We start from the raw sequence: 20,230 nt of genomic DNA, 5'->3' as shown, positions 1-20,230 counted from the left end.
GAAGAAGCGAACATGAGACACATCATTTCCGTCCTGCTGGAGAACGAACCGGGCGCGCTGTCGCGCGTCGTCGGTCTGTTTTCCGCACGCGGCTACAACATCGAAACCTTGACGGTGGCGCCGACCGAAGACCAATCGCTGTCGCGGCTCACCATCGTTTCCATTGGCTCCGACGACGTGATCGAACAGATCACGAAGCATCTGAACCGCCTGATCGAGGTGGTGAAAGTGGTGGACCTGACCGACGGTGCACACATCGAACGCGAGCTGATGCTGATCAAGGTACGTGCAGTGGGCAAGGAGCGCGAAGAAATGAAGCGGATGGCGGACATTTTCCGCGGCCGCATCATCGACGTGACCGAAAAGACCTACACGATCGAATTGACGGGCGCGAGCGACAAGCTCGACGCATTCATCCAGGGGCTGGACGCGGGCGCGATCCTAGAGACCGTGCGCACCGGCAGCTCCGGCATCGGACGCGGCGAGCGCATCCTGAAGGTGTGATGCCAGACAGGCACGCCGGGTGCGCCGTCATGTCCCGGCCCGCAGTACTCCATCCGAACGAATTGTTGAATTTTTGAATTAGCGAAGGAACCATCATGAACGTTTTCTACGACAAAGACGCTGACCTCTCCCTCATCAAGGGCAAGCAAGTCACGATCATCGGCTACGGCTCGCAAGGCCATGCACACGCGCTGAACCTGAAGGACAGCGGCGTGAACGTGACGGTCGGCCTGCGCAAGGGCGGCGCGTCGTGGAGCAAGGCCGAAAACGCCGGCCTGTCGGTCAAGGAAGTCGCGGAAGCGGTGAAGGGCGCCGACGTCGTGATGATGCTGCTGCCGGACGAGCAGATCGCCGACGTGTACGCGAAGGAAGTCCACGCGAACATCAAGCAGGGCGCGGCGCTGGCATTCGCGCACGGCTTCAACGTCCACTACGGCGCGGTGATCCCGCGTGCCGACCTCGACGTGATCATGATCGCGCCGAAGGCACCGGGCCACACGGTTCGCGGCACGTACTCGCAAGGTGGCGGCGTGCCGCACCTGATCGCGGTTGCGCAGAACAAGTCGGGCGCGGCACGCGACATCGCGCTGTCGTACGCGGCAGCGAACGGCGGCGGCCGTGCAGGCATCATCGAAACCAACTTCCGTGAAGAAACCGAAACCGACCTGTTCGGCGAGCAGGCCGTGCTGTGCGGCGGTACCGTCGAGCTGATCAAGGCTGGCTTCGAGACGCTGGTCGAAGCAGGCTACGCGCCGGAAATGGCGTACTTCGAGTGCCTGCACGAACTGAAGCTGATCGTCGACCTGATCTACGAAGGCGGCATCGCGAACATGAACTACTCGATCTCGAACAACGCCGAGTACGGCGAGTACGTGACGGGCCCGCGCATCGTCACGGAAGAGACGAAGAAGGCGATGAAGCAGTGCCTGACCGACATCCAGACGGGCGAGTACGCGAAGAGCTTCATTCTCGAGAACAAGGCAGGCGCACCGACGCTGCAGTCGCGCCGCCGCCTGACGGCCGAGCACCAGATCGAGCAGGTCGGCTCGAAGCTGCGCGCAATGATGCCGTGGATCGCGAAGAACAAGCTCGTCGACCAGACGAAGAACTAAGCTCCGCGAGCTGTTCCGGCCCCTCGAATAGAGGGCCGGTACCAAAAAGCCGCCCGAAGGCAGCAGTGCCCCGGGCGGCTTTTGCTATCCTACGGGCTTTGCAATTCACCGAACACAGAACGAATCCATGAACTATCCTCATCCGATCATCGCGCGCGAAGGCTGGCCGTTCATCGCGATTGCAGCCGTCATCGCGTTGTTGATCCATGCCGTCGGGGGCTTCGGCTTCGCGTGGCCGTTCTGGCTGCTGCTCGTCTTCGTCGTCCAGTTCTTCCGCGATCCGCAGCGCCCGATCCCGGCGCAGCCGAATGCGGTGCTGTGCCCGGCGGACGGCCGCATCGTGGCGGTCGAGACCGCGCAGGACCCGTACGCGAACCGCGAAGCGCTGAAGATCAGCGTGTTCATGAATGTCTTCAACGTCCATTCGCAGCGTTCGCCGGTCGATGGCGCGATCTCCAAGGTCGAGTACTTCCCGGGCGCGTTCCTGAACGCGGCGATCGACAAGGCGTCGACCGAGAACGAGCGCAATGCGGTCGTGATCCAGACGGCGAGCGGCAAGACCGTGACCGCCGTGCAGATCGCGGGCCTCGTCGCACGCCGGATCCTCTGCTACGTGCGCGCCGGCGAACCGCTGTCGCGCGGCCAGCGTTACGGTTTCATCCGCTTCGGTTCGCGCGTCGACGTGTACCTGCCGGTCGGCAGCCGCGCGAAGGTGTCGATCGGCGAGAAGGTCTACGCGTCGTCGACGATCCTCGCCGAGCTCGAACAGTAAGCGGCGGGGCGCACGATGGCCGCATTCAAACCGCGTCGGCCGCGCAACGGCCAGACGCCACGCCCGTTCCGCCGCAACAAGGTGATGGCGCCCGATCCGGTGCCCATCGAGAGCCGCCGTGCTGCACGCCAGCGGTTCCTGAAGACGCGCGGCATCTATCTGCTGCCGAACGCGTTCACGACCGCCGCGCTGTTCTGCGGCTTCTTCGCGGTCGTGCAGGCGATGAACGTGCGCTTCGAGATCGCCGCGATCGCGATCTTCGTCGCGATGGTGCTCGACGGGATGGACGGGCGCGTTGCGCGCATGACGCATACGCAGAGCGCGTTCGGCGAGCAGTTCGACAGCCTGTCGGACATGGTGTCGTTCGGCGTCGCGCCCGCGCTCGTGATGTACGAGTGGGTGCTGAAGGATCTCGGCCGCTGGGGCTGGCTCGCCGCATTCGTCTATTGCTCGGGCGCCGCGCTGCGGCTCGCGCGTTTCAACACGAACATCGGCAGCGTCGACAAGCGTTTCTTCCAGGGGCTGCCGAGCCCGGCGGCCGCCGCGCTGATCGCCGGCTTCGTGTGGCTCGCCACCGACAACCGCGTGCCGATGAAGCTCGGCTGGCTGCCGTGGGTCGCGTTCGCGCTGACGATTTACGCGGGCGTGACGATGGTGTCGAACGCGCCGTTCTACAGCGGCAAGGCACTCGACGTGCGGCACCGCGTGCCGTTCGCGGCGATCCTGCTGGTCGTCGTCGCGTTCGTGCTGGTGTCGTCCGATCCGCCGCTGATGCTGTTCTGCCTGTTCGTGCTGTACGGGCTGTCCGGCTACGTGTTCTGGGCCTACCAGGCCGTGCGTGGGCGCGCGAATCCGGCGCGCTCGTCGCAGCGCGATCACTGACGCGGGTTTTTCGCCCGGAAACGGCGGCCTCCAGGCCGCCGTTTTCTTTTGCCCCTGTTTCGAGCCGGGCCGCCGCAAGCCCCGGGTGCCGTCCGATTGCGCACCCAGCGGAATGCCGCTATAGTCTTCGGCATGACCGCATTTCCCCGCCTCTCCCTCCTTCTAGCCGGTGCGCCGCTACGCGCGCTAGCTTTGGCGCGCCTGCCGCGCTGACCGTTCTCGCCCCCCGTCAAGCCTCGTCTGTTGTTGAGCGTCGCCAGCGGTGGCGCGATCTCATTACGTTTGATTTCCGTATAAAGAGCCCTGGAGCCCCCCATGACAGACAAGCTGATCATTTTCGATACGACGTTGCGTGACGGTGAACAATCGCCCGGTGCGTCGATGACGAAGGAAGAGAAAATCCGCATCGCGAAGCATCTCGAGCGGATGAAGGTCGACGTGATCGAGGCCGGCTTCGCGGCCAGCTCGAACGGCGATTTCGACGCGATCCACACGATCGCCGGTCTCGTGAAGGACAGCACGATCTGCTCGCTGGCGCGCGCCAACGACAAGGACATCCAGCGTGCGGCTGACGCACTGAAGCCGGCCAACAGCGCGCGGATCCACACGTTCATCGCGACGTCGCCGCTGCACATGGAGAAGAAGCTGCGCATGACGCCGGACCAGGTGTTCGAGCAGGCGCGTCTCGCGGTGCGCTTCGCGCGCAAGTTCACCGACAACGTCGAATTCTCGCCGGAAGACGGCAGCCGTTCGGATCTCGACTTCCTGTGCCGCGTGCTGGAAGCCGTGATCGCCGAAGGCGCGACGACGATCAACATCGCCGACACGGTCGGCTATGGCGTGCCGGAGCTCTACGGCAACCTCGTGAAGACGCTGCGCGAACGCATTCCGAATTCGGACAAGGCGATCTTCTCGGTGCACTGCCATAACGACCTCGGGATGGCCGTCGCGAACTCGCTCGCCGGCGTGAAGATCGGCGGTGCGCGTCAGGTCGAGTGCACGATCAACGGTCTCGGCGAGCGCGCGGGCAACACGTCGCTCGAAGAAATCGTGATGGCCGTGAAGACGCGCAAGGACTACTTCGGTCTCGACGTCGGCATCGACACGTCGCAGATCGTGCCGACGTCGAAGCTCGTGTCGCAGATCACCGGGTTCGTCGTGCAGCCGAACAAGGCGGTGGTCGGTGCGAACGCGTTCGCGCACGCATCGGGCATCCACCAGGACGGCGTGCTGAAGGCGCGCGACACCTACGAGATCATGCGTGCGGAAGACGTGGGCTGGACCGCGAACAAGATCGTGCTCGGCAAGCTGTCGGGTCGTAACGCGTTCAAGCAGCGCCTGCAGGAGCTCGGCGTGTCGCTCGACAGCGAAAGCGAACTGAACGCCGCGTTCATGCGCTTCAAGGATCTGGCCGACCGCAAGGCCGAGATCTTCGACGAGGACATCATCGCGATCGTGTCCGAGGAGTCGGCGCTCGCGCACGAGCAGGAGCACTTCAAGTTCGTGTCGCTGTCGCAGCACTCGGAAACGGGCGAGCAGCCGCACGCGAAGGTCGTGTTCGGGGTCGAAGGCAAGGAAGTGACCGGCGAGGCCCGCGGCAACGGTCCGGTCGATGCGACGTTCAATGCGATCGAGAGCGAAGTCGGCAGCGGTTCCGAGCTGCTGCTGTACTCGGTGAACGCGATCACGACCGGGACGCAGGCGCAGGGCGAGGTGACTGTCCGGCTGTCGAAGAGCGGGCGGATCGTCAACGGCGTCGGCACCGATCCGGACATCGTCGCTGCGTCTGCCAAGGCGTACATCTCCGCACTGAACAAGCTGCATTCGAAGGACGACAAGCTCAATCCGCAGCGCGCATAAGCGCCGCGCATTGCGCATCGCCGAAACGCCCCGTGCGGCCCTGTGCCGCCGGGGCGTTTTTTCATGCGCCGCTCATTCGGCGGCCGGCGCGCGGAACAGCCAGCGGCGCGCGGCCGTGCGCGGCGCCGGGCTGCGCCGCCGGAACTCGACCGCGATGCCGCGTCGCGGCGCATCGGCGACGAACGCGTCGAGCAGTTCGAGCACATCGTGATCGATGTAGTCGGCGCGCGTTGCGTCGATGATCACCGCGGCCCGGTCGGGAATGTGCCGCAGGTGGTGCTTGACCTGGACCTTGCCTAGAAACGACACGTCCTTGCGGAACGACAGCAGGAAGTGGTCGTCGTGCTGCGCGAGCGTGACGGGGCTCTTCAGGTTCGCGACGGCGACTGCCAGCACGCTGCACGCGAGGCCGAGCGCGATGCCGAACAGCAGGTCGACCGCGAGTACGCCGGCGATGGTCGCGGCGAACGGCACGAACGCGGCCGGGCCCTGTTTCATCACCGCGCGGAACAGGGCCGGTTTCGCGAGCTTGAAGCCGGTGTGGATCAGGATCGCGGCCAGGCTCGCGAGCGGGATCAGGTTGATCAGGCCGGTGAGCGCGAACACGCTCGCGAGCAGCAGCATCCCGTGGACGATCGCCGACATCCGGCTCTGTGCGCCCGCATTGACGTTCACCGAGCTGCGCACGATCACCGACGTGATCGGCAGCCCGCCGACCGCGCCCGCGACGAGATTGCCGACGCCCTGGGCCTTGAGTTCGCGATCGGGCTGGGTCGGCCGGCGCTTCGGGTCGATCTGCTCGACCGCTTCGAGGCTCAGCAGCGTCTCGAGACTCGCGACGACCGCAAGCGTGATCGCGACGCGCCACACGTCCGGATTGACGAGCTGCGCGAAGTTCGGCCCGAGCTCCGCATGCTTGAGCGACGCCGCGAAGGCCGCGAACGATCCGAGTTCGGGCAGCGTCACGCGATGGGCGGCGCCCGGCGCGACCGACGGTGCGACGACGCTCAGCACCAGCGTGGCGCCGATACCCAGCACGACCACCGCGAGCGGGGCCGGCACCGAGCGCACCAGCGCGAAGCGGCGTAGCGCGGGCGCGTCCCACGCGACCAGCAGCGCGAGCGAGGCGAGCGCGATGGCCGTGGCGGCCCACGCGACCGGCAGGCCTGGCCAGCTCGCAAACGATTGCGCAGTCGAGCCGCCGATACCGAACGCGAACGGAACCTGCTTCACGATCAGCAGCAGGCCGATTGCGGCGAGCATGCCCTTGATGACGGGCGACGGCACATAGGCGGCGAAGCGGCCGGCGCGCAGCATGCCGAACCCGAACTGCAGTACGCCGGACAGCAGGACCGCGAGCAGGAACGCGGAGAAGCTGCCGAGTTGGGCGATCCCTTCGACGACGATTACGACGAGGCCGGCGGCCGGCCCGCTGACGGACAGCGACGAGCCGCTCAGCAGTGCGACGACGATCCCGCCGACGATGCCGGACACGAGCCCGGCGAACGGTTCGACGCCGGATGCATTGGCGATGCCGAGGCACAGCGGCAGCGCGACGAGGAAAACGACGACGCCGGCGACGATGTCGCGCGGCAGGGTGGACAGGCGCTCGTTCAGTTTCATGGTTGGGGCGATTTCATGGGCTTTGGGGGCGGGGTGGGTCAGCCGAGCGCGTCGGCCGTCGCGGCCTGCGCCGGTTCGACGTCGACGGGCTGAGTCGTGTAGCCGGAATCGAGCTCCAGCAGGCGGCCGTCGGCGAGCGAAAAGATCCAGCCATGCACGAGCGGCGGCCGTTCGCGGCCCTGCACGATCGGGGACGTGCGCAGCAGCCGCACCTGTTCAAGCACGTTGAGTTCGGCGAGGCGGTCGGCGGCGGCCGTGTCGTCGAGCCCGTCCAGCGTGTCGCGATGGCGCCGCGCGAGCGCGCAGAGCGGTGCGATACGGCGTGCGACGTGCGGCAGGTCGGACGGCGGCGGCAGCAGCGACGCGCGTACGCCGCCGCATCCGTAGTGCCCGCACACGATCACGTGGTCGACCTGCAGCACGCGCACCGCGTACTCGAGCACGCTGGCGGAATTGTCGTCGTCGGGATGGAACAGGTTCGCGATGTTGCGATGGACGAACAGCTCGCCGGGTGCGCAGTGCGTGATGGTTTCGGCCGGCACACGGCTGTCGGCGCAGCCGATCCACAGCACGCGCGGGTTCTGGCCGCGCGCGAGCGCGTCGAAGAAGCCGGGCGTGTATTCGCGCGTTTCGCGGGCCCAGGCGATGTTGGCAACCAGCATGCTCTTGGGGCGATTCATGAGGACTCCTTTGTGATAAAGGCAAACGAATATCGGCAGAAATGACGCAATGGCATTCTTTCTAAATTGAAAGGTTTGGTTTCGACTGATATTAGGGGTATGCCCTAGCACTTCGGGGGTGCTGAAACAATTTGTTTCAAATTGATTTGGCGTAGTGCATTGCGTGCACCATTTCGCCGCATGACATGCACGGCGTGTGCCTGTTTCCGCGCAAAGGCCCGCATGACGGGGATGTCAGCGTATTGCCATCGGCTTGTCATCGATCGGAAAAGATTTCCGTCGTATTTGCCGAATTAAATAGAAGAGCGGAAAAAACGAAATGGCCATTCACGCAATGATTCGTGAATGGCCATGTTGAAAATTGCGCGCCGATGCGTAATCGGTCAGAACAGGTTGCGGCGGTCGGGGTCGTGCAGCGGGTCGGGCGTTTTCTGCGTGATGCGCAGGATGCCCTGCGGATCGAAGTAGAAGCTGTACATCATGTACCAGACGTTGTCCTCGAGATACCGATAGGTCCACACCTCGCGCTTCATCAGCGGGAAGTAGGACGTCTCGACGGGGCGTCCGAAGTTGACGAGGACGTCGGTCTTCGTCCACTTGCCGATCTCCGCGCGATAGAACTCGCTCGGCTGCAGGACCTGGCGTACGTTGACGATCTTGTGGGCCGCGTCGACGTCGGCCGCGACGGTGACTTCGCCCATCGGCTGGGTCGGCCACATCAGGCGCTTGCCGCCGCCGGGCAGGTCGTAGATCTCGCGCGGCGGGCCCATGCGCGCGACGATCGCCGACTCGTCCTGGCCGGCCTGGTATTGCTGCCACGGTTGCGCGCAACCGGCCAGCAGCGCGGCAGCGCTGGCAAGCAGCACCGGCACGCGCGCGGTAATGCGAATGCGCATGGGATTCTCCCGGACACGGAAACAATTCCCGTTTTATCACGGACGGCGCACGGCCGCGCATCGTGCGGAAAAAATCGGTGCGGATCGCCGGCGCCGTCGCGCTTGCGGGCGGCACGGGCGCCGGCCTATGATCCGCGGTTCTCGGGCAGATTGAAGGGCAGGTGGCCGATGCAGGGGTGGAAGCGGTGCGCGCTCGCGTTGAGCGCGGGTTGGATGCTGGTGTCGTCCGCGTTTGCCGGCGGCGAGCCGGTGCGGATCGCGTTGATCGAAGGGATGTCAGGCCCGTTCGCGAACGCGGGTGCGGCAGTCGAGCGCAACCTGCGCTTCGGCGTCGAGCAGGTCAACGCGGCCGGCGGCGTGAAGCTGCGCGACGGCGCGCATCCGCTCGAACTGGTCGTGCTCGACAGCAAGGGCAGCCCCGAGGAGGCGCTCGTGCAGTTGCGCGCGGCCGCGGACCGCCATATCGGGTTCGTCACGCAGGGCAACAGCTCGGCCGTCGCAGCCGCGCTCGTCGTGGCACTCGACAAGCTGAACGGGCGCGATCCGGACAACCGGATGCTGTTCCTCAACTATTCAGCCGACGATCCGGCGCTGACCGGCGCGCGCTGCAGTTTCTGGCATTTCCGCTTCGATGCACACGCGGGCATGCGGATGGCCGCGCTTGCGGACGTGATGGCGCGCGACCGTGCGCTGCGCAAGGTCTACCTGCTGAACCAGGACTACAGTTTCGGCCACGACGTCAGCGCGCTCGCACGGCAGGCGCTGGCCGCGCGGCGCCCCGACGTGACGATCGCCGGCGACGAATTCCATCCGATCGGCCGGATCAAGGATTTCTCGCCGTACATCGCGAAGATCCGCGCGAGCGGCGCCGACGCCGTCGTGACCGGCAACTGGGGCAACGATCTCACGCTGCTCGTGAAGGCGGCGCGCGAGCAGGGGCTCAATGCGAAGTTCTATACGTTCTACGGCAACAGCCTCGGCGCGCCGGCGGCACTCGGCGACGCCGGTGTCGGGCGGGTCGTGGCCGTGGCGGACTGGCACCCGAACGCAGGCGGCGCGAAATCCGATGCGTTCTACCGCGCATTCCGGAACCGTTTTCCGGCCGCCCAGGACGACTATCCGGTGCGCCGGATGAGCCTGATGGTCGAGATGCTGGCCGCCGCGATGAACCGCGCGGGGTCGGCCGACCCCGTCGCGGTTGCGCGCGCGCTCGAAGGCCTGTCGTTCGACGACGGCTTCCACGCGTCGCGGATGCGCGCGCAGGATCACCAGTTGATCCAGCCCCTTTATGTAATGGAGATGGACAAGGTCGGTACGCCGGGCGTGCGCTTCGACAACGAGGGTTCGGGCTACGGCTTCCGGACGGTGCTCGCGGTGCCGGCGCAACGCACGGAGATACCGTCCACGTGCTCGATGACGCGCCCGTGACAGGGGGCGGTAAGAACGGCGCGGAGTTGTGCTACAATGCGCGCCGGTTGTAAGTCACGGCACGGCCATTCTTCCGTGTCCGCCTGTTCAGTTAGAAAGGAAATCACATGTCTGTTGCAGATATCAAGAAGTCGGAAGTTGTTGCTCAGTTCGCCCGCGCTACCAACGACACGGGGTCGCCCGAAGTCCAGGTCGCTCTGCTGACCGCACGTATCGTCGAACTGACGGGTCACTTCAAGACCCACGCGAAGGATCACCACAGCCGCCGCGGCCTGCTGCGCATGGTGAGCCGCCGCCGCAAGCTGCTCGACTACCTCAAGGGCAAGGATGCCGACCGTTACCGCGCACTGATCGAGAAGCTGGGTCTGCGTAAGTAATCGAGGCGATTGCCGCCAGCAAGATGCCTGTGTCAGTCCGCTGATACAGGCATTTTGTTTTTGCGCGGTGCGTAGCGTCACACGCATCGCAGGCTGTCCGGCACGTTCGTGCGGGGCTGCCGCAACGACTGATTCCGGGGCAGGATTTGTGTCATTCCAGCGCGTCGCTGCATGAGCGCCGCGCTGGAATGGCATAAAAAACACACCTTGCTCCGGGTGATTCGGTCGGGACGCCGCCGTGCTGGATGGCCGGCGCGGCGAATGAAATGCATGAATTCAAAGGAGCAACCATGTCCATGTTCAACAAGGTCGTGAAGGAATTCCAGTGGGGCCAGCACAAGGTGCGCCTCGAAACCGGTGAAGTCGCTCGCCAGGCGAGCGGTGCGGTGATCGTCGACGTCGAAGACACCGTCGTGCTGGCAACCGTCGTCGGCGCGAAGTCGGCGAAGCCGGGTCAGGATTTCTTCCCGCTGACCGTCGACTACCTCGAGAAGACCTACTCGGCCGGCAAGATCCCGGGCGGCTTCTTCCGCCGCGAAGGCCGTCCGTCGGAGCATGAGACGCTGACGTCGCGCCTGATCGACCGTCCGCTGCGCCCGCTGTTCCCGGAAGGCTTCTACAACGAAGTCCAGGTCGTGATCCACGTGCTGTCCGTGAACCCGGAAATCCCGGCGGACATCCCCGCGCTGATCGGCGCATCGGCTGCGCTCGCCGTGTCGGGCCTGCCGTTCAACGGCCCGGTCGGTGCCGCTCGCGTGGCCTACATCGACAACGCGTACGTGCTGAACCCGACGCGTGACCAGATCAAGGCATCGAGCCTCGACCTCGTCGTCGCCGGTACGGAACGTGCGGTGCTGATGGTTGAATCGGAAGCCGATCAACTGTCGGAAGACGTGATGCTGGGCGCCGTGGTGTTCGGTCACGAGCAAATGCAGGTCGCGATCGACGCGATCCACGAACTGGTGCGCGAAGGCGGCAAGCCCGAGTGGGACTGGCAGCCGGCACCGAAGAACGAAGCGCTGATCGCGCGCGTGACCGAGCTGGCACAGAACGAACTGCTCGCTGCTTACCAGCTCCGCGACAAGCAGGCACGTTCGACGAAGCTGAAGGAAGTCTACGCAGCAACCTCGGCGAAGCTCGAGGAAGATGCGCTGGCAGCCGGTACGGTCGCAGCCGACAAGGCAACGGTCGGCAACGTGCTGTTCGACATCGAAGCCAAGATCGTCCGTTCGCAGATCCTGAACGGCGAACCGCGTATCGACGGCCGCGACACGCGCACCGTGCGCCCGATCGAGATCCGCACCGGCGTGCTGCCGCGTACCCACGGCTCGGCGCTGTTCACGCGTGGCGAGACGCAGGCGCTGGTCGTCGCGACGCTCGGCACGAAGGGTGACGAGCAGATCATCGACGCGCTCGAAGGCGAGTACCGCGAGCGCTTCATGCTCCACTACAACATGCCCCCGTTCGCGACCGGCGAAACGGGCCGCGTCGGCTCGCCGAAGCGCCGCGAAATCGGCCACGGCCGCCTCGCGAAGCGCGCGCTGGTCAAGTGCCTGCCGAGCGCCGATGAATTCGGCTACTCGATCCGCGTCGTGTCGGAAATCACCGAATCGAACGGTTCGTCGTCGATGGCATCGGTGTGCGGCGGCTGCCTCGCGCTGATGGACGCCGGCGTGCCGATGAAGGCACACGTCGCGGGTATCGCGATGGGCCTGATCCTCGAAGGCAACAAGTTCGCGGTGCTGACCGACATCCTCGGCGACGAAGATCACCTCGGCGACATGGACTTCAAGGTGGCCGGCACGGAGCAAGGCGTGACGGCACTGCAGATGGACATCAAGATCCAGGGCATCACGAAGGAAATCATGCAGGTCGCGCTCGCGCAAGCGAAGGAAGGCCGCATGCACATCCTCGGCAAGATGACGTCGGCGGTCTCGGGTGCGAACACGCAACTGTCGGAATTCGCGCCGCGCATGATCACGATCAAGATCAACCCGGAAAAGATCCGCGATGTGATCGGCAAGGGCGGTTCGGTGATCCGCGCGCTGACGGAAGAAACCGGCACGACCATCGACATCTCCGACGACGGCGTCGTGACGATCGCGAGCACGAACAGCGACGGCATGGCCGAAGCGAAGAAGCGCATCGAGAACATCACGGCAGAAATCGAAGTCGGCCAGGTGTACGAAGGCACGGTTCTGAAGCTGCTCGATTTCGGTGCGATCGTGAACCTGCTGCCGGGCAAGGATGGCCTGCTGCACATCTCGGAAATCGTCAACGAGCGTGTGAAGGACATCAACGACTACCTGAAGGAAGGCCAGCAAGTGAAGGTCAAGGTCATCCAGACGGACGAAAAGGGTCGTGTGCGTCTGTCGGCGAAGGCGCTGCTGAATGAAGCAGCGGCGGCGTCGCAGTCGGACACGCCGCCGCAGCAGTAAGCGGACAGGCGGACCAACGGCCGGCAGTGCGAAAGCGTGCCGGCCGTTTTTTCTGTAGCATCGTTGTGCGGCGCAGCAGCGCCGGTCAGGCGCCCGTGCCGCAAGCGGGCGCGCCATCCGATTCCGATCCTGATCCTGGAGCGACCATCACCATGAAAGCCATCGAAATCACCGAATTCGGTGCCCCCGACGTGCTGAAGCTTGCGGAGCGTCCGCGCCCCGAACCGAAGCGCGGCGAAGTGCTGATCAAGGTGGCGGCTTCCGGTGTGAACCGGCCTGACGTGTTCCAGCGCAAGGGCGCCTATGCGCCGCCGCCGGGTGCGTCGGATCTGCCTGGCCTCGAGGTCGCGGGCGAGATCGTTGGTGGCGACCTGTCCGACGCCGCGCAGAACCCGTTCGGCCTGAAGCTGGGCGATCGCGTGTGCGCGCTGCTCGCGGGCGGTGGCTATGCGGAGTATGCGGTCGCACCGCTGCTGCAGTGCCTGCCGGTGCCCGACGGACTGACCGATATCGAGGCCGCGTCGCTGCCCGAAACGTTTTTCACCGTATGGAGCAACGTGTTCGACCGTGCGCAGCTCGGCGCAGGCGAGGGCGGCGAGCAGGAAACGCTGCTCGTGCAGGGCGGTTCGAGCGGCATCGGCGTGACGGCGATCCAGATCGCGCATGCGCTCGGCTTTCGCGTGTTCGCGACGGCCGGTACCGCCGACAAGTGCCGCGCATGCGAGGCGCTCGGCGCCGAACGCGCGATCAACTACAAGACGGAAGACTTCGTCGAGGTCGTGAAGTCGCTGACGCACGATCGCGGCGTCGACGTGATCCTCGACATGGTGGCGGGCTCGTACGTGCCGCGCGAGCTGTCCGCGCTCGCGGATGGCGGCCGTCTCGTGCTGATCGCGCTGCTCGGCGGCGCGAAGGCCGACGTCAACCTGGGCGAGATCCTGCGTCGCCGGCTGACGATCACGGGTTCGACGCTGCGCCCGCGTCCGGTCGAGTTCAAGGCGCAGATCGCTGCGCAACTGAAGTCGCGCGTGTGGCCGCTGCTTGCCGATGGCCGCATCAAGCCGGTGATCTATCGCGTATTGCCGGCCGCGGACGCCGCGCAGGCGCACGCGCTGATGGAAAGCAGCGAGCACACCGGCAAGATCGTGCTCGATTGGGGTACGAACGCCTGACGGCCCATGCGGCCGGGCTTGACATGCGCGGTTTGACCGGTTCAAGCCGCGCGCAGTAAAATCGCCGGTTTGCTTCGCCAGATCAAACCTGACGGCCGGTTTCCGGCGCGTTAATGACCAAGCGGTGACGAGACAGACACGATGTCGAAACAGAGAACTAAGCGTGTGATCGGCAACTGGAAGATGCACGGCCGGCTGGCCGGCAACCAGGCGTTGCTGAACGAAGTGGTGCAGGGCGCGGGCGCGGTGGCGGCCGAAACGTCGGTCGGCGTGTGCGTGCCGTTCCCGTATCTCGCGCAGGTTCAGGCGCAGCTCGACGGCGGCCGTGTCGCCTGGGGTGCGCAGGACGTGTCGGCGCACGAGCAGGGCGCGTTTACCGGTGAAGTGGCGGCCGCGATGGTCGCGGAGTTCGGCGCGAGCTATGCGATCGTCGGGCACTCGGAGCGCCGCGCGTATCACGGCGAGCGCAACGAGACGGTCGCGGCGAAGACGCAGCGCGCACTTGCGGCGGGGCTCACGCCTGTCGTGTGCGTCGGCGAGACGCTCGACGAGCGCGAGTCGGGTGCGACCGAGCAGGTGGTCGGTGCGCAGCTCGACGCAGTGCTGGCCGTGCTGACGGCCGACGAGGCTGAGCGCATCGTCGTCGCATACGAGCCGGTCTGGGCGATCGGCACGGGCAAGAGCGCGACGTCGGCGCAGGCACAGGACGTGCACGCGTTCCTGCGTGCGCGTCTCGCGGCAAAGGGCGCGGCGGACGTGTCCGTGCTGTACGGCGGCAGCGTGAAGCCGGACAACGCGGAAGAGCTGTTCGCGCAGCCGGACATCGACGGTGGCCTGATCGGCGGCGCGTCGCTGAAGGCGGAAGATTTCCTGGCGATCTGCCGGGCCGCGCGCTGAGCGGTCTGCGATCGAATTGAACCATGATGGCGGCCGGTCGGTCCGGTCGCCTGATCCATTCGGGTGGGTGTGATGCTGTTATTCAAGACGCTGATTATTGTGGTGCAGGTGCTGTCTGCACTCGGTGTGATTGGTCTCGTGCTGCTGCAGCACGGCAAGGGTGCCGACATGGGCGCTGCGTTCGGCAGCGGCGCGTCGGGCAGCCTGTTCGGTGCAACGGGCTCGGCGAACTTCCTGTCGCGCACGACGGGCATTCTCGCAACGATCTTCTTCGTTGCGACGCTCACGCTGACGTACCTCGGTTCGTACAAGTCGACGCCGTCGGCAGGCGTGCTGGGTGGGGTTGCGACCGCACCGGCATCGGCGCCTGCAGCGTCGGCACCGGCTGTCGCGGCATCCGCTGCCGCAGGTTCGGCTGCAAGCGCGCCGGGCCAGGACGTCCCGAAATAAAAAGTTAAAATTTTTGCGTTTGTGCGTTGAACAATTCTGGAAGTCAGGTTAGAATTTAATTCTTGAAGCGATTCGCGGGAAACAAGTAGTTACAACCCCGGTTGCATGCAGTGCCGACGTGGTGAAATTGGTAGACACGCTATCTTGAGGGGGTAGTGGCGAAAGCTGTGCGAGTTCGAGTCTCGCCGTCGGCACCAAAGTTACTCAATGCCAGCCGCTTCTAGTGGCTGGCATTTTTCATTTCTGGGGTGTGCTTGCGGTTGTCTTGCGATTGCATGCACTCCGAAATGATTCCTTCCGCCGGAAGTGGTATTCTCCGGACGCTCAGAACCAACCGATAGAGGATTGCCTTGAACCTCGCAGCCTATTACCCCGTCTTGTTGTTCCTCCTAGTGGGCACTGGTTTAGGTATAGCGCTGGTCAGCATCGGCAAGCTCCTTGGTCCCAACAAGCCGGACGTCGAGAAGAACGCACCGTACGAGTGCGGCTTCGAAGCCTTTGAAGACGCCCGGATGAAATTCGACGTCCGGTACTACCTCGTCGCCATCCTGTTCATCATCTTCGATCTCGAAACCGCGTTCCTGTTTCCGTGGGGCGTCGCGCTCCGGGATATCGGCTGGCCGGGTTTCATCGCAATGATGATTTTTCTGCTCGAATTCCTGCTGGGCTTTGCCTATATCTGGAAGAAAGGCGGCCTCGACTGGGAGTGATGGGTTAATCGCCGGTTTGCATGGGCGGCCACGCTCGGTCGCTCGTCTGGAGTGGAAAGCAAATGAGTATCGAAGGGGTCTTGAAGGAAGGGTTTGTCACCACGACGGCTGACAAGCTGATCAACTGGACGCGTACTGGCTCGCTGTGGCCGATGACGTTCGGGCTCGCGTGTTGCGCCGTCGAAATGATGCATGCGGGCGCGGCCCGTTACGACCTGGACCGGTTCGGCGTCGTGTTTCGCCCGAGTCCGCGCCAGTCGGACGTGATGATCGTCGCCGGCACGCTTTGCAACAAGATGGCGCCCGCGCTCCGTCGCGTGTACGACCAGATGGCCGAGCCGCGCTGGGTGATCTCGATGGGGTCGTGCGCGAACGGCGGTGGCTACTACCACTACTCGTACTCGGTGGTCCGCGGCTGCGACCGGATCGTGCCGGTCGACGTCTACGTGCCGGGCTGTCCGCCCACAGCCGAGGCGCTGGTCTATGGCGTGATCCAGCTTCAGGCGAAGATCCGCCGCACCAATACCATCGCCCGTCAATAAAGCCCCGAGCGTCCCCTCAATATGGCAAGCAAAATCGAGACCCTCAAGGCAAACCTCGAAGCCGCGCTCGGCGCGCGCGTGGTGAGCCTCACCGAAGCGATCGGTGAACTGACGCTCGTCGTGAAGGCGAGCGATTACCTCGAAGTCGCAAAGATGCTGCGCGACGATCCGAAGCTCCGTTTCGAGCAACTGATCGACCTGTGCGGCGTCGACTACCAGACCTTCGGCGACGGCGCTTACGACGGCCCGCGTTTCGCGGCCGTGTCGCACCTGCTGTCGGTCACGAACAACTGGCGCCTGCGCCTGCGCGCATTCGCGCCGGACGACGACCTGCCGATCGTGGCATCGCTGGTCGACATCTGGACCTCCGCGAACTGGTACGAGCGCGAAGCGTTCGACCTGTACGGCATCGTGTTCGAAGGCCACCCCGACCTGCGCCGCATCCTCACCGACTACGGCTTCATCGGCCACCCGTTCCGCAAGGACTTCCCGGTGTCGGGCTACGTCGAAATGCGTTACGACCCGGAAGAGAAGCGGGTCGTGTACCAGCCGGTGACGATCGAGCCGCGCGAAATCACGCCGCGCGTGATCCGCGAGGATCGCTATGGCGGTCTGAAACATTAAGGGGGCGTCATGGCAGAAATCAAGAACTACACGCTCAACTTCGGCCCGCAGCACCCGGCAGCGCACGGTGTGCTGCGCCTCGTGCTCGAGCTCGACGGCGAAGTCATCCAGCGTGCCGATCCGCACATCGGCCTGCTGCACCGCGCGACCGAAAAGCTCGCGGAATCCAAAACGTTCATCCAGTCCGTGCCGTACATGGACCGTCTCGACTACGTGTCGATGATGGTCAACGAGCACGGCTACGTGCTCGCGATCGAAAAGCTGCTCGGCATCGAAGTGCCTGAGCGCGCGCAGTACATCCGCGTGCTGTTCGACGAGATCACGCGCGTGCTGAACCACCTGATGTGGATCGGCGCACACGCACTCGACGTCGGCGCGATGGCCGTGTTCCTGTACGCATTCCGCGAACGCGAAGACCTGATGGACGTGTACGAAGCGGTGTCCGGTGCCCGGATGCACGCGGCGTACTACCGTCCGGGCGGCGTCTATCGCGACCTGCCTGACGCAATGCCGCAATACAAGGCGTCGAAGATCCGTAACGAGAAGGCGCTCGCGAAGATGAACGAAGCGCGCAGCGGCTCGGTGCTCGACTTCATCGACGACTTCTTCACGCGCTTCCCGAAGTGCGTCGACGAATACGAAACGCTGCTCACCGACAACCGGATCTGGAAGCAGCGTCTGGTCGGGATCGGCGTGGTCAGCCCGGAACGTGCGCTGCAGATGGGCCTGACGGGCCCGATGCTGCGCGGCTCGGGCATTGCCTGGGATCTGCGCAAGAAGCAGCCGTACGAAGTGTACGATCGCATGGATTTCGATGTGCCGGTCGGCGTGAACGGCGATTGCTACGACCGCTATCTGGTGCGCGTCGAAGAAATGCGCCAGTCGATCCGTATCGCGAAACAGTGTATTGAGTGGCTCCGCAAGAATCAGGGCCCGGTGATGACGGACAATCACAAGGTTGCCCCGCCGTCGCGCGTCGGCATGAAGACCAACATGGAAGACTTGATTCACCACTTCAAGCTCTTCACCGAAGGTTTCCATGTGCCGGAAGGCGAAGCGTACGCGGCGGTCGAGCATCCGAAGGGTGAGTTCGGCATCTACCTCGTGTCGGATGGTGCCAACAAGCCGTATCGCCTCAAGATTCGCGCACCGGGTTTCGCGCACCTGGCGTCGCTCGACGAAATGGCACGCGGTCACATGATCGCCGATGCCGTCACGATCATCGGTACGCAGGACATCGTGTTCGGCGAAATCGATCGCTAATGGTTAGCGCCGCCCGCGCGAGCGGGCGGCGAGCAGCAAGTCACACGCGATGCGCGCTGAACCGGCGCGGCTTCGCAAGCTGTCAACAGTGAGCGCCAGGTCTGCCGTCCATGCACCCCAATGTGCGGCAGGTTGTTCGTTCGGTAGGAATTGAAAGAGTCGTGTCTGAAAATGATCTCAGCTGAAGGCCTGAAGGAAATCGATCGAGCGTTGACGAAGTATCCCGCCGATCAGAAACAGTCCGCCGTGATGTCGGCGTTGGCCGTTGCTCAGGAAGAGCACGGCTGGCTGTCGCCCGAACTGATGCAGTTCGTTGCGGACTATCTCGGCATGCCGGCCGTTGCCGTGCAGGAAGTCGCGACGTTCTACACGATGTACGAGCTCAACCCGGTCGGCAAGCACAAGATCACGCTCTGTACGAACCTGCCGTGCCAGCTTGGCCCGCACGGCGGCGCGGAAGCGACTGCCGACTACCTGAAACAGAAGCTGGGCATCGGCTTCGGCGAGACCACGCCCGACGGCAAGTTCACGCTGAAGGAAGGCGAATGCATGGGCTCGTGCGGCGATGCACCGGTGCTGCTGGTGAACAACCACAGAATGTGCAGCTTCATGAGCCGCGAGAAGATCGACCAGCTGCTTGAGGAGCTCTCGAAATGACGTCCCTCCACGACCGTCACATCAAACCGCTGATCCTCGCTGGTCTGAACGGCGAGAACTGGCATCTCGAAGATTACGTCGCGCGCGGCGGCTACAAGCAGCTGCGCCGCATTCTCGAAGAAAAGATTTCGCCCGAGCAGGTGATCGCCGACGTCAAGGCGTCGGGCCTGCGTGGCCGGGGCGGTGCGGGCTTCCCGACCGGCCTGAAGTGGAGCTTCATGCCGCGCCAGTTCCCGGGGCAGAAGTACCTCGTCTGCAACTCGGACGAAGGCGAACCGGGCACGTTCAAGGATCGCGACATCCTGCGCTGGAACCCGCATGCGCTGATCGAAGGCATGGCCATCGGCGCGTACGCGATGGGCATCACCGTCGGCTACAACTACATCCACGGCGAAATCTTCGAAGTGTATCGACGCTTCGAAGCCGCGCTCGATGAAGCGCGCGCTGCCGGGTTCCTCGGCGACAACATCATGGGCTCGGAATTCTCCTTCCAGCTGCACGCGCACCACGGTTACGGCGCGTACATCTGCGGCGAAGAAACGGCACTGCTCGAGTCGCTCGAAGGCAAGAAGGGCCAGCCGCGCTTCAAGCCGCCGTTCCCGGCGAGCTTCGGCGTGTACGGCAAGCCCACCACGATCAACAACACCGAGACGTTCGCCGCGGTGCCGTTCCTGCTGTCCATCGGGCCGCAGAATTACCTCGAGATCGGCAAGCCGAACAACGGTGGCACGAAGATTTTCTCGGTGTCGGGCGACGTCGAGCGTCCGGGCAACTACGAAGTGCCGCTCGGCACGCCGTTCGCGACGCTGATGGAGCTCGCCGGCGGGATGCGCGGCGGCAAGAAGATCAAGGCCGTGATTCCGGGCGGTTCGTCGGCACCGGTGATCCCGGGCGACATCATGATGCAGACGGATCTCGACTACGATTCGATCGCGAAGGCGGGCTCGATGCTCGGTTCCGGCGCGGTGATCGTGATGGACGAGACGCGCTGCATGGTGCGCTCGCTGCTGCGCCTGTCGTACTTCTACTACGAGGAATCGTGCGGCCAGTGCACGCCGTGCCGTGAAGGCACCGGCTGGCTGTATCGCGTCGTGAATCGTATCGAGCACGGCGAAGGGCGCCAGGAAGATCTGGACCTGCTGAACTCGGTTGCCGAGAACATCATGGGCCGCACGATCTGTGCACTCGGCGATGCGGCGGCGATGCCGGTACGCGGGATGCTCAAGCACTACTGGGACGAATTCGCGTACCACGTCGAGCACAAGCACTGCATGGTCGGCGGCCACGCGCACGCGGCGGCAGCCTGAAGCGTACCCGGTTGCGGAATTTGAGCGCACGGTCGG

General features: G+C 64.6%; 20 protein-coding genes and 1 tRNA gene. 18 read left to right on the top strand and 3 right to left on the bottom strand.

Annotation, left to right across the window (positions count from 1 at the left end):
• The first annotated feature begins 12 nt into the window (after positions 1-12).
• From ilvN to ACN8ZM_RS12255, 5 genes are all read left to right on the top strand, one after another.
• Entirely contained in the window at positions 13-504 is a 492-nt protein-coding gene (ilvN, locus tag ACN8ZM_RS12275) for an acetolactate synthase small subunit (protein WP_011352712.1), read from the top strand.
• Positions 505-599: 95 nt separating this feature from the next.
• Entirely contained in the window at positions 600-1,616 is a 1,017-nt protein-coding gene (ilvC, locus tag ACN8ZM_RS12270; RefSeq protein ID WP_043188872.1) for a ketol-acid reductoisomerase, read from the top strand.
• Positions 1,617-1,743: 127 nt separating this feature from the next.
• Positions 1,744-2,388: a phosphatidylserine decarboxylase gene (locus ACN8ZM_RS12265; RefSeq protein WP_420210051.1), complete on the top strand. Its 645-nt coding sequence runs from the start codon at positions 1,744-1,746 to the stop codon at positions 2,386-2,388.
• A 15-nt stretch (positions 2,389-2,403) separates the two neighbouring features.
• Positions 2,404-3,270, top strand: a complete 867-nt coding sequence (gene pssA, locus ACN8ZM_RS12260; protein ID WP_043188870.1) for a CDP-diacylglycerol--serine O-phosphatidyltransferase — start codon at positions 2,404-2,406, stop codon at positions 3,268-3,270.
• A gap of 315 nt (positions 3,271-3,585) precedes the next feature.
• Positions 3,586-5,130 (top strand): 2-isopropylmalate synthase, encoded by a 1,545-nt coding sequence (locus ACN8ZM_RS12255; protein WP_043188868.1) that lies wholly within the window; start codon positions 3,586-3,588, stop codon positions 5,128-5,130.
• Positions 5,131-5,202: 72 nt separating this feature from the next.
• On the opposite strand, the gene ACN8ZM_RS12250 is transcribed toward ACN8ZM_RS12255, so the two are convergent.
• The 3 genes from ACN8ZM_RS12250 to ACN8ZM_RS12240 all read right to left on the bottom strand — a co-directional run bounded on the left by ACN8ZM_RS12250 (position 5,203) and on the right by ACN8ZM_RS12240 (position 8,329).
• Entirely contained in the window at positions 5,203-6,753 is a 1,551-nt protein-coding gene (locus tag ACN8ZM_RS12250) for a SulP family inorganic anion transporter (RefSeq protein ID WP_420210050.1), read from the bottom strand.
• Between the two features lie 38 nt (positions 6,754-6,791).
• Entirely contained in the window at positions 6,792-7,433 is a 642-nt protein-coding gene (locus ACN8ZM_RS12245) for a carbonic anhydrase (protein WP_043188864.1), read from the bottom strand.
• Between the two features lie 383 nt (positions 7,434-7,816).
• Positions 7,817-8,329 (bottom strand): hypothetical protein, encoded by a 513-nt coding sequence (locus tag ACN8ZM_RS12240; RefSeq protein WP_043188863.1) that lies wholly within the window; start codon positions 8,327-8,329, stop codon positions 7,817-7,819.
• Between the two features lie 168 nt (positions 8,330-8,497).
• Here ACN8ZM_RS12240 and ACN8ZM_RS12235 point away from each other — a divergent pair, with 168 nt between their 5' ends.
• The 13 genes from ACN8ZM_RS12235 (at position 8,498) to nuoF (ending at position 20,194) form a co-directional block, all read left to right on the top strand.
• Entirely contained in the window at positions 8,498-9,757 is a 1,260-nt protein-coding gene (locus ACN8ZM_RS12235) for a branched-chain amino acid ABC transporter substrate-binding protein (protein WP_420210049.1), read from the top strand.
• 107 nt (positions 9,758-9,864) lie between these two features.
• A complete protein-coding gene (gene rpsO, locus ACN8ZM_RS12230; RefSeq protein WP_043188860.1) occupies positions 9,865-10,134 on the top strand; it encodes a 30S ribosomal protein S15 in 270 nt (89 codons plus the stop codon).
• Between the two features lie 290 nt (positions 10,135-10,424).
• Complete coding sequence (gene pnp, locus ACN8ZM_RS12225; RefSeq protein WP_043188858.1) at positions 10,425-12,572, top strand: polyribonucleotide nucleotidyltransferase; 2,148 nt, start codon at positions 10,425-10,427, stop codon at positions 12,570-12,572.
• 152 nt (positions 12,573-12,724) lie between these two features.
• On the top strand, positions 12,725-13,744 hold the full coding sequence (locus tag ACN8ZM_RS12220) for an NAD(P)H-quinone oxidoreductase (protein ID WP_043188856.1): 1,020 nt from the start codon (positions 12,725-12,727) through the stop codon (positions 13,742-13,744).
• A 141-nt stretch (positions 13,745-13,885) separates the two neighbouring features.
• Positions 13,886-14,641 carry a triose-phosphate isomerase gene (tpiA, locus tag ACN8ZM_RS12215; RefSeq protein ID WP_043188854.1) on the top strand — a complete coding sequence of 252 codons (756 nt, stop codon included), beginning with the start codon at positions 13,886-13,888 and terminating at the stop codon, positions 14,639-14,641.
• 72 nt (positions 14,642-14,713) lie between these two features.
• Complete coding sequence (gene secG, locus ACN8ZM_RS12210) at positions 14,714-15,091, top strand: preprotein translocase subunit SecG (RefSeq protein WP_174951394.1); 378 nt, start codon at positions 14,714-14,716, stop codon at positions 15,089-15,091.
• A gap of 112 nt (positions 15,092-15,203) precedes the next feature.
• A tRNA-Leu gene (locus ACN8ZM_RS12205) sits at positions 15,204-15,288 on the top strand.
• A 153-nt stretch (positions 15,289-15,441) separates the two neighbouring features.
• Positions 15,442-15,801, top strand: coding sequence for an NADH-quinone oxidoreductase subunit A (locus tag ACN8ZM_RS12200; protein ID WP_006398798.1), 360 nt, complete (start codon positions 15,442-15,444; stop codon positions 15,799-15,801).
• Positions 15,802-15,863: 62 nt separating this feature from the next.
• On the top strand, positions 15,864-16,343 hold the full coding sequence (locus tag ACN8ZM_RS12195) for a NuoB/complex I 20 kDa subunit family protein (protein ID WP_006398799.1): 480 nt from the start codon (positions 15,864-15,866) through the stop codon (positions 16,341-16,343).
• A gap of 21 nt (positions 16,344-16,364) precedes the next feature.
• Positions 16,365-16,967, top strand: coding sequence for an NADH-quinone oxidoreductase subunit C (locus tag ACN8ZM_RS12190; protein ID WP_043188849.1), 603 nt, complete (start codon positions 16,365-16,367; stop codon positions 16,965-16,967).
• A gap of 9 nt (positions 16,968-16,976) precedes the next feature.
• Positions 16,977-18,230 carry an NADH-quinone oxidoreductase subunit D gene (locus ACN8ZM_RS12185; RefSeq protein WP_043188847.1) on the top strand — a complete coding sequence of 418 codons (1,254 nt, stop codon included), beginning with the start codon at positions 16,977-16,979 and terminating at the stop codon, positions 18,228-18,230.
• A gap of 171 nt (positions 18,231-18,401) precedes the next feature.
• A complete protein-coding gene (gene nuoE / locus ACN8ZM_RS12180; protein ID WP_006756903.1) occupies positions 18,402-18,887 on the top strand; it encodes an NADH-quinone oxidoreductase subunit NuoE in 486 nt (161 codons plus the stop codon).
• The gene (gene nuoF, locus ACN8ZM_RS12175; RefSeq protein ID WP_043188842.1) at positions 18,884-20,194 is read left to right on the top strand and encodes an NADH-quinone oxidoreductase subunit NuoF; all 1,311 of its coding nucleotides are present in this window, start codon (positions 18,884-18,886) and stop codon (positions 20,192-20,194) included. The genes nuoE and nuoF overlap by 4 nt, the downstream gene beginning before the upstream one ends.
• The last annotated feature ends 36 nt before the right edge of the window (positions 20,195-20,230 follow it).

It is taken from the genome of Burkholderia aenigmatica, assembly GCF_048627025.1.
Taxonomy (GTDB): domain Bacteria; phylum Pseudomonadota; class Gammaproteobacteria; order Burkholderiales; family Burkholderiaceae; genus Burkholderia; species Burkholderia aenigmatica.
Note: the sequence above shows the minus strand (reverse complement) of the source record. Positions and strands in the feature narration are given on the sequence as shown.